Origin of the sequence: Amnibacterium sp. (assembly GCF_025463795.1) — a bacterium.
Taxonomy (GTDB): Bacteria; Actinomycetota; Actinomycetes; order Actinomycetales; family Microbacteriaceae; genus Amnibacterium.
Window position 1 is genome coordinate 1 of the sequence record NZ_JAODBE010000089.1, and the last position, 8,425, is coordinate 8,425.

An 8,425-nucleotide genomic window follows, 5' to 3' on the forward strand; every position below is an offset into this window, starting at 1 on the left:
GCGCTGCGTTCGGCCGGCCTCGAGCCCCGGTCCGCGTGGACGATCGGCGCCAGGCGGCACTACCTGGTTCCCGCCCTCACCGCCGCGGCGCTCGCGGTGGTGCTGGTCGTCACCGGGGCGACCGCGAGTCGTGACGACGAGGGCCTCCTACGCGCGTTCAGCGTGGTGCGGCCCGACGGCGGCAGCACGGCGACCCCGTACCCCGGCTGGTACTACGCCGTCCCACTGCTCGCGGCGACCGCGCTGCTCCTGCTCACCACGATGCTCGCGCTGCGGCGCATCGCCCGACTCCCCGCGGTCGGCGCCGACGCGGTCGCGGACCGCACCTGGCGTCTCGCCGTGTCGTCCACGATCTCCCGACTGGCCACGGCCGGGCTGCTCGGCCACCTCGCCGGAACGCTGCTCGTCACCGGATCCGCCGTGCACTCCGCCGGGTTCGGCTCGCCCCTGGAGCTGCTCGGCGGGGGCGTCCTCCTGGCCGGACTGCTGGCCGGCGTGCTGGCGTGCGTCGTGTTCGGGCTCGCCCTCGCGGCCGCCGCCTCGTTCCGCGGCGCCTCGTCGGAGCCGGCGCCGCTCCTCCGATGATCAGCGTCGACGTCTCGAGCCCGGTCCCGCCGTTCGAGCAGATCCGGCAGCAGCTCCACGACCGCATCGTGGACGGCACGCTGGCCTCGGGTGCGCGCCTGCCGACGATCCGGCAGCTCGCCACCGACCTGCAGCTGGCCCCGGGGACCGTCGCGCGCGCCTACGCCGAGCTGGAGGTGGCGGGACTCGTCGAGACGAACCGCTCGAAGGGCACCCGGGTGCTCGCGACGGCGGCGACCGACGACGCGGTCCGCGCCGCCGCCGACCGCTACGTCGCGGCGGCGCGCGCGAACCATCTCGACCTCGCGGCGGCGCTCGCCCTGGTCCGGGTCCGGTTCGACGGCCCCTGATCTGTCCATCCATCCCACGCGATGGGCGCCGTCGAGGCGTACCAGGGCGCCCGTCGGATTCCCCTTCTGCCGGGTCCCCCGCAGGTCTACGGTGAGGCGACCGGGCGATCGAGGGAGTCCGCCCGATCGACCGCACTCCGCCCGCCGTCGATCCTCCGGCGCCCGAAGCGACAGGGTGACCTCGGCTCCTTCCGCGGAGGTGCGGACATGGTGCAGATACTGAGCGACCCGGTCGAGGAGCTTCGGAGCCGTATGCGCGGCCGGGTGATCACGGCCGACGACGCCGACTACGACGACGCCCGTCGGGTCTGGAACGCGGCGATCGACCGCAGGCCGAAGGCGGTCGCGATGTGCGAGACGGTCGACGACGTGGTCGCCGCGGTCACCGCCGCGCGGAACGGCGGTCTGGAGATCTCGGTGCGCTGCGGCGCCCACAACATGAGCGGATCGTCGGTCGTCGACGACGGCGTGGTGATCGACCTGCGGCGGATGAACAGCGTGCGGGTGGATCCCGAGGCCAGGACCGCCGTCGTCGGCGGTGGCGCCCTGCTCGGCGAGCTCGACGCCGCCACCCAGGAGCACGGGCTGGCCGTGCCGGCCGGCATCGTCAGCCACACCGGCGTCGGCGGCCTCACCCTCGGCGGCGGGATGGGTCATCTCTCCCGCCTGGCGGGGCTCACGATCGACAACCTGATCCGCGCCCAGGTCGTCACGGCGGCCGGCGAGGTGCTCAGGGCGTCCGCGGAGTCCCATCCGGATCTGTTCTGGGGCCTGCGCGGCGGTGGCGGCAACTTCGGGATCGTCACCGAGTTCGAGTTCCGGCTCCACCCGGTCGGGCCGATGATCCAGATGGGCCTGCTGTTCTGGGACCTGGAGCACGCGTCCGAGATGCTGCGGTTCGCCCGCGAGCTCGTCCCCACGCTGCCGGCCGACGAGAACGTGATGATCGTGGCGATGAATGCGCCGCTCGCGCCGTTCGTGCCGCAGGAGCACCAGGGCGCTCCCGGCCAGGCGCTGCTCGTCGTGGGCTTCGGTGATCCGGATGAGCACGCCGCGCTGCTCGAGCGGATCCGGAAGGCCGTGCCACCGGCATGGGAGTTCGCGACACCCATGCCATACGCCGCGCTGCAGCAGATGCTCGACGAACCGAACGAGTGGGGCCGGTACGACTACGACCGGAGCGTGTACCTGACGGAGATCACCGACGAGGTCATCGAGGTGCTGGCCGACGAGCTGCCGAGCAAGCGGTCGCCGCTGACCATCGCCGCGTTCTACCGCCTGGACCACGCCTACTCGGCGGTCGCGGACGGTGACACGGCATTCAGCGGGCGCCGCGACCCCTGCTACGCGCTCTTCCTGATCGCGGTCTGCGCGAACGAGGAGCTCTACTCGGCGGAACGGGAGTGGGTGCAGCGGGTGAGCGACCGCCTGAAGCCGCTCGGCGTCGGGCGGGCGTACGTCAACGGGCTCACGGACACCGACGCGAGCACGGTGGCCGAGGCCTACGGGCAGGCGACCTACGACCGGCTGGCGAGCGTGAAGCGCCAGTACGACCCGGACAACCTCTTCCACCGCAACCACAACATCCCGCCGGCGGGCTGACCGCGCGCACCGTCGAGGGGCCCGATGGAGCGCCCCTGCGCTCGGCTGACGGCGAAGCCTGCACGCGGCGCCGGTGAGCAGGACAGGACAGGACAGGGTCGGTACACCGGTCCGATGTGCCTGTGACAGCCGCGGCGGGACGCTGCCTTCACCCCGTCGGAGAGTCCGGCGGGCGACTGAGTGAAGGAGCGTCCGATGTCGGACCACACCCTCGACCGGCTCGGCGGCGGGATCCTCGCCACCGGAGCGGCCACGAGCATCGCCGGCTACGTCCTCGCGGCCGTCGACCAGCCGGGCGGGACGATCACCCCGGCCTACGTCGACGCACCGATCTACACCGCGTTCACGCTGCTGCAGTTCCTGGGCAGCGCCCTCATGATCGTCGGGCTGGCGGCGGTGGTCGCCCGGCAGTTCCACCGCAGCCCCGTCCTCACGCTCACGGGCGCGATCGGCATCGGCCTCGTGCTGCTCATCCAGGGCATCGGCAACGGCTTCGTGAACGCCACCGTGTTCCCGCCGCTGGTCGACGACCCCGCGACACGGGCGTTCGCCAACGCGCCGGCACCCGGACTGATGGGCGTGCTGTTCCTCGTCGGGATGGCCGGCGCCGTGGTCGGCGGGGTGCTGCTCGGCATCAGCGTGCTCCGGGCCAAGGAGTTCCGCGCCTGGACCGGAGTCGCTCTGCTCGTCGCCGTCGTCGCCGGCCTCGTGTCGATGGTCCTGCCTGCGCGGTTCGAGAACCTCGAGGCGATCATCGCGAGCATCGCGCTGCTGGGGATCGGCCTCGAGCTCGCCGGGGCCGCCCGGCAGATCGCTCGGGAGCGCATCACGGAACCCTCCGTCGCCTGACGGCGGAACGCGGGCGGCCCGATCCCACGGGCCGCCCGCTCAATACGATGTGCCCACGCGCGGACAAGGAGGACCCGATGAAGGCGCTCCGCCTCCTGAGTCGCATCGCGCGCCCGGGCTGGCCCGTCGCAGCCCTCGCCGGATCGGCCCTGGACGTCGCCACGATGCCGCAGGTCGCGCCGTCGCTGGTGACGCCCCAGGTGCTGGCGGAGCTGCCCGCATGGCGGATGACCCCCGCGTCGTACACGAGCACCCTCGTCGTCCTCGGCTGGGTCCCGGCGCTCGCGTCGTTGCTCGTCGCCGCCGTGGTCTGGTGGCGCGCCCGCGCCGACCGGATGGCCCTCGCCTGCTCCTACATGCTCGTCGCCTACGGCTTCCTCGTCGCGAGCCCGGTCGGATCCGTGACCGGCGGCCCGACCGCGCTCGCTCTGCTCGCCGGCACGGGCGGCGCGCTCGGGCAGCTCGCCCTGCCGCTCTTCTTCCTCGTGTTCCCGACCGGGCGGTTCTTCCCGCGACCGCTCGCCGCGCTGGTCGCAGCGGGTGCGGCGCTGCTCCTCGCCTTCGTGGTCGTGGATCTGGCCGCTGGGCGACCGGTGACCGAGGACGCGGTGCAGGCGGCCGGCGTCGTCCTCTTCCTCGTGGGCGTGGTGGCCCAGATCCTCCGGTACCGGCGGATGGCGGACCCTGATGCCCGGGCGCAGGTGCGCTGGGTCGTGTACGGGCTCGCGATGTCGGCGCTCGTCTTCGTCGTGAGCCGCCTGCTCGTGCTCGCGCTCCCACCGGGCGTCAGCCGCTCGCAGGTCGCCGGCGCGCTGTTCGGCGGCGGATCCGTCCTGATCGCGCTCACGATCGTGCCCGTCTGCATCGGCATCGCCGTGCTGCGCGCCGGGCTCTGGGACGTGGACCGTGTCGTCAACCGCACGATCGTGTACGGGCTCCTGACGACGGCCGTCGTCGCGATCTACGTCGTGGTGGTCACCTACCTGGGAGCGCAGCTGCGCTCGGTGCCGCTCCTCGTCTCGCTGATCGCCACGGGCGTCGTCGCTGTGCTCCTGCAGCCCCTGCACCGCCTCCTGCAGCGCACCGTCAACCGGCTCATGTTCGGGCTCCGGGACGAGCCGACCGCGGTGATGGCCCAGCTGGGGCGGAGGCTGCAGGACACGGCGGAGGCGGATGCGGTGCTCGCCATGGCCGCGCAGACCCTGGCGCGGGCACTCCGGCTCCCGTACGCCGCCGTGCGGCTCCGCGACGGCACCGAGGCCGGCTGGGGCGAGCCTGGGACGACGACCACCACCGCGCCGCTCGTGTTCCAGGGGCGCCGTGTGGGCGAGCTCCTACTGGCGCCGCGTCGGCCCGGCGAGACACTCACGACGCGCGATCTGGCCCTGGTGGCGCAGGTCGCCCCGCAGGTCGCGGCGGCCGCCGACGCGATCCTGCTCACCAGCGATCTTCGCACGTCACGGACACGACTCGTCGAGACGCGGGAGGACGAACGACGCCGTCTGCGCCGCGACCTGCACGACGGACTCGGTCCCGCCCTCGCCGGGCTGGCCCTGCAGGCCGCCGCGATCCCGCAGGTGGCCTCGACGGACGCCGACACCGCGGCCCGCCTGGGCGAGCAGGTCGCCGCAGGCATCCGCGGGGTCATCGCGGACGTCCGCCGCCTGGTCTACGGGCTGCGCCCACCCGCGCTGGACGAGTTCGGCCTCGTCGAGGGCCTGCGGTCCACGGCCGCGCCCCTCGAACGACCGGGCACCTTCCGGATCACGGTCGAGGCCTCCGATCCGCTGCCTCCGCTGCCCGCGGCGGTCGAGGCGGCCGCCTACCGGATCGGCGTCGAAGCGATCGCGAACGCGGCCCGGCACGCCGGCGCCTCCCGCTGCACCGTGCGGGTGGGATTCGACGGCGGGCTGCGGATCGACGTCGAGGACGACGGCGTGGGTCTCCCACCGGGAACGGTCCCCGGCGTCGGCCTGCTCAGCATGCGGGAGCGGGCCGCCGAGGTGGGCGGCGCCGTGCAGATCGAACCGAGAGGGGGTGGCGGCACGGTCGTGACCGCGCGCCTCCCGATGCCGGCGAGCGGGTGGCCGAGCGGCAGCGACGAGCAGGAGGACCGATGCGCATCCTGATCGCGGACGACCATCCGCTCTTCCGTGACGGGATCGCGGCGCTGCTGCGCACCCAGCCCGATCTGGAGGCCGTGGGAACCGCGGCCGACACGGGGTCGGCCGTGCAGCAGGCGATCGAGCTCCGACCGGATCTCGTGCTGATGGACGTCGCGATGCCCGGAGGCGGCGGGGTGGAAGCGACCCGGCGCATCGTCGACGCTCTGCCGGACGCGCGGATCCTGATGGTGACCATGTTCGACGACGACACGTCGGTCTTCGCGGCGATGCGGGCCGGGGCGCGCGGCTACGTGCTGAAGGACGCCGAGGCCGGTGACCTGCTGCGGGCCGTCCGGGCCGCCGGGAACGGCGACGCCATCTTCAGCCCCGCCATCGCCGCCCGCCTGATGACCTTCTTCGGGCCGCCGCGGGCCGAGCACCGCGACTCCCCCTTCCCCGTCCTGACCGAGCGCGAGCGGGAGATCCTCGACCTGGTCGCGCGTGGACGGGGGAACCTCCAGATCGCGACGGAGATGCATCTCAGCCACAGCACGGTGCGGAACTACGTCTCGAGCATCCTCCGGAAGCTGCAGGTCGCATCGCGCGCAGAAGCCATCGCGAAGGCGCGCGACGTCGGCCTCGGCGAGGAGCGCGGCTGACCCGGCCGCTTGCGCCACGTCGCAGGCCCTGTCACACCCGGGTCGTACGGTCGTGCCGCCGGAGCGAGGAGGGGAGGCGCGATGTTCGTTCGGAACGGCACCGTCGTGTGCAGCGCATCCGACCTCAAGGCCGCGGTCGAGTGCGAGTGGGGCCTCATGCGCAAGCTCGACGCGAAACTCGGCCGGGTGGAGGCGGTGCCCGAGCCCGAGGACGCGATGAACCGGCGGGCGGCCGCACTCGGCGACGTGCACGAGCGCCGCCAGCTCGAGGAGTACCTCGCCGGGTTCGGTCCGCACGTGCCCGGCTCCCCGGGCGGCGTGGCCGTGATCGAGCGGCCGGAGGACTCCACCGACTTCGCCGCGCTCGCCGCCGCCCAGGAGATCACGCTGGCCGCCATGCGTGACGGCGCCGACGTCGTGTTCCAGGCCACCCTCTTCGACGGCACCTTCCTCGGCTTCGCCGACTTCCTCGTCCGTTCGACGGACGGCACCGGGAACCGCTGGGCGGTCTACGACACCAAGCTCGCTCGGAGGGCGCGGGTGACGGCGCTGCTGCAGCTCGCCGCCTACGCCGAGCAGCTGCACGGGCTCGGCATCCCGCTCGACGACACCGTGCACCTGCTGCTCGGCGACGGAACCCTGTCCTCGCATCGCCTGGACGACATCCGTCCGGTGTTCGATACCCGGATGGCGCGCCTGCGGCAGCTCGTCGACGCGCGGCTCGCCGACACCGGGCCGATCGCCTGGGGCGCCGAGGGCGTCGCCGCCGACGGGCGGTGCGCGGAGTGCTGGGCGCAGGTGGAGGCCCGGCGCGACGTGCTGCTCGTCGGCCGTCTCACCGTGCATCAGCGGGCCCGGCTCGAGGCCGCGGGCATCACGACGATCGACGAGTTCGTGGCGAGCACCGGGCCGATCGAGGGCATCGGTCCGGCGGCCCTGCAGCGATTGCGGCTGCAGGCGGAGCTGCAGCTGCGCGCGGAGGCGGCCGACGAGGCGGGCGGGCACCTCGTGCAGGCCGAGGTGATCGACCCCGACGGCTTCGCGGCGCTGCCCGAGCCCGACGCCGGCGACATCTTCTTCGACTTCGAGGGCGATCCGCTCTGGAGCGACGACGGCCGCACGTGGGGACTCGAGTACCTCTTCGGCGTCATCGATCACGACGGGGGACGCGAACACTTCCGGCCGTTCTGGGCCCACAACCGGGAGCAGGAGAAGCGGGCGCTGGTCGCCTTCCTGGAGTACGTCGCCGAGCGGCGCCGACGTCACCCCGGCCTGCACATCTACCACTACGCCGACTACGAGCGCAGCCACCTGCAGCAGCTCTGCGCGCGCCACGGCGTCGGCGAGGCGATCCTCGACGATCTCCTCCGCGACCACGTGCTCGTCGACCTGTATCCGACCGTCCTCCGCACGCTGCGCATCTCGGAACGGTCCTACAGCCTGAAGAAGCTCGAGCCCCTGTACATGGGCGACCGGCTGCGCGAGAGCGATGTGACCAACGCTGCGGACTCCGTGGACGCCTACGTCCACTACCGAGCCCTACTCGACGCCGGGCGCGCTGCCGAGGCGACCGGGCAGCTGCAGCAGATCGCCGACTACAACGAGTACGACTGCCTCTCCACCCTGGGTCTGCGGGACTGGCTGCTCGCCCGCGCGGACGAGCTCGGCATCCGCCGCCGACCGCCGCTGCCCGCCGGCTCGGCGAAGGACATCGCGCTCGACCGGCGGGAGGACCGGGCGCGCGACGCACTGCTCGCGACGATGGCCGCGGTCCCGGCGGACGAGCGCACGCCGGAGCAGACCGCGTCCGCCCTCGCCGCCGCCGCGATCGAGTACCACCGCCGCGAGGACAAGTCGTTCTGGTGGGAGCACTTCAACCGGGAGATCGCCCCGGTCGAGGCCTGGGCGGAGCAGAAGGACGTGCTCGTCGTCGACCCGGACGCGTCGACCGTGCTGCAGGACTGGTCACGGGTCGGGAGGAAGCAGTCCGACAGCCGCACCCTCCGGCTCGTCGGCGCGCTCGCCCCGGGCAGCTCGCTGAAGCAGGGCGACTCCGCCTTCGTCATGTACGACGACCCGCCGCCGGTCGGCTGCGGATCCGTTCCCGCCGGCCAGCGGGGCGAGCACGGCGGCGGCGCCGTGCTGCGCGTCCGCTCGCTCCCCGACGGCCGCACGGCCGTGGACGTCGAGGAGACGGCCGGGCGCGGCGACGCCGGCGTCGCCGGCGCGCCCAGAGATCGGAAGAGCGTCGGGGAGGGAAAGAGTGTTCACGGTC

General features: G+C 73.3%; 7 protein-coding genes. All 7 read left to right on the forward strand.

The window, feature by feature from the left end; all coding sequences use genetic code 11:
• A partial coding sequence (locus JWQ92_RS08390; protein ID WP_297344009.1) for a hypothetical protein occupies positions 1-585 on the forward strand: 585 nt, incomplete at its 5' end.
• Complete coding sequence (locus JWQ92_RS08395; protein WP_297344010.1) at positions 582-935, forward strand: GntR family transcriptional regulator; 354 nt, start codon at positions 582-584, stop codon at positions 933-935. The genes JWQ92_RS08390 and JWQ92_RS08395, both read left to right, overlap by 4 nt.
• 207 nt (positions 936-1,142) lie before the next feature.
• Positions 1,143-2,537 carry an FAD-binding oxidoreductase gene (locus JWQ92_RS08400; RefSeq protein WP_297344011.1) on the forward strand — a complete coding sequence of 465 codons (1,395 nt, stop codon included), beginning with the start codon at positions 1,143-1,145 and terminating at the stop codon, positions 2,535-2,537.
• Between the two features lie 195 nt (positions 2,538-2,732).
• Positions 2,733-3,386 (forward strand): hypothetical protein, encoded by a 654-nt coding sequence (locus tag JWQ92_RS08405; RefSeq protein WP_297344012.1) that lies wholly within the window; start codon positions 2,733-2,735, stop codon positions 3,384-3,386.
• Positions 3,387-3,463: 77 nt separating this feature from the next.
• Positions 3,464-5,515 (forward strand): sensor histidine kinase, encoded by a 2,052-nt coding sequence (locus tag JWQ92_RS08410; protein ID WP_297344013.1) that lies wholly within the window; start codon positions 3,464-3,466, stop codon positions 5,513-5,515.
• Positions 5,503-6,150, forward strand: coding sequence for a response regulator transcription factor (locus tag JWQ92_RS08415; RefSeq protein ID WP_297344014.1), 648 nt, complete (start codon positions 5,503-5,505; stop codon positions 6,148-6,150). The genes JWQ92_RS08410 and JWQ92_RS08415 overlap by 13 nt, the downstream gene beginning before the upstream one ends.
• Before the next feature lie 81 nt (positions 6,151-6,231).
• Positions 6,232-8,425: TM0106 family RecB-like putative nuclease (locus JWQ92_RS08420; RefSeq protein ID WP_297344015.1), on the forward strand; the 2,194-nt coding region annotated here is incomplete at its 3' end.

Excerpts from the sequence above, each read along its gene's own strand:
- JWQ92_RS08405 (WP_297344012.1), top strand. The coding sequence starts at position 2,733 with ATGTCGGACCACACCCTCGACCGGCTCGGCGGCGGGATCCTCGCCACC.
- JWQ92_RS08400 (WP_297344011.1), top strand. The coding sequence starts at position 1,143 with ATGGTGCAGATACTGAGCGACCCGGTCGAGGAGCTTCGGAGCCGTATG.
- JWQ92_RS08415 (WP_297344014.1), top strand. The coding sequence starts at position 5,503 with ATGCGCATCCTGATCGCGGACGACCATCCGCTCTTCCGTGACGGGATC.
- JWQ92_RS08395 (WP_297344010.1), top strand. The coding sequence starts at position 582 with ATGATCAGCGTCGACGTCTCGAGCCCGGTCCCGCCGTTCGAGCAGATC.
- JWQ92_RS08410 (WP_297344013.1), top strand. The coding sequence starts at position 3,464 with ATGAAGGCGCTCCGCCTCCTGAGTCGCATCGCGCGCCCGGGCTGGCCC.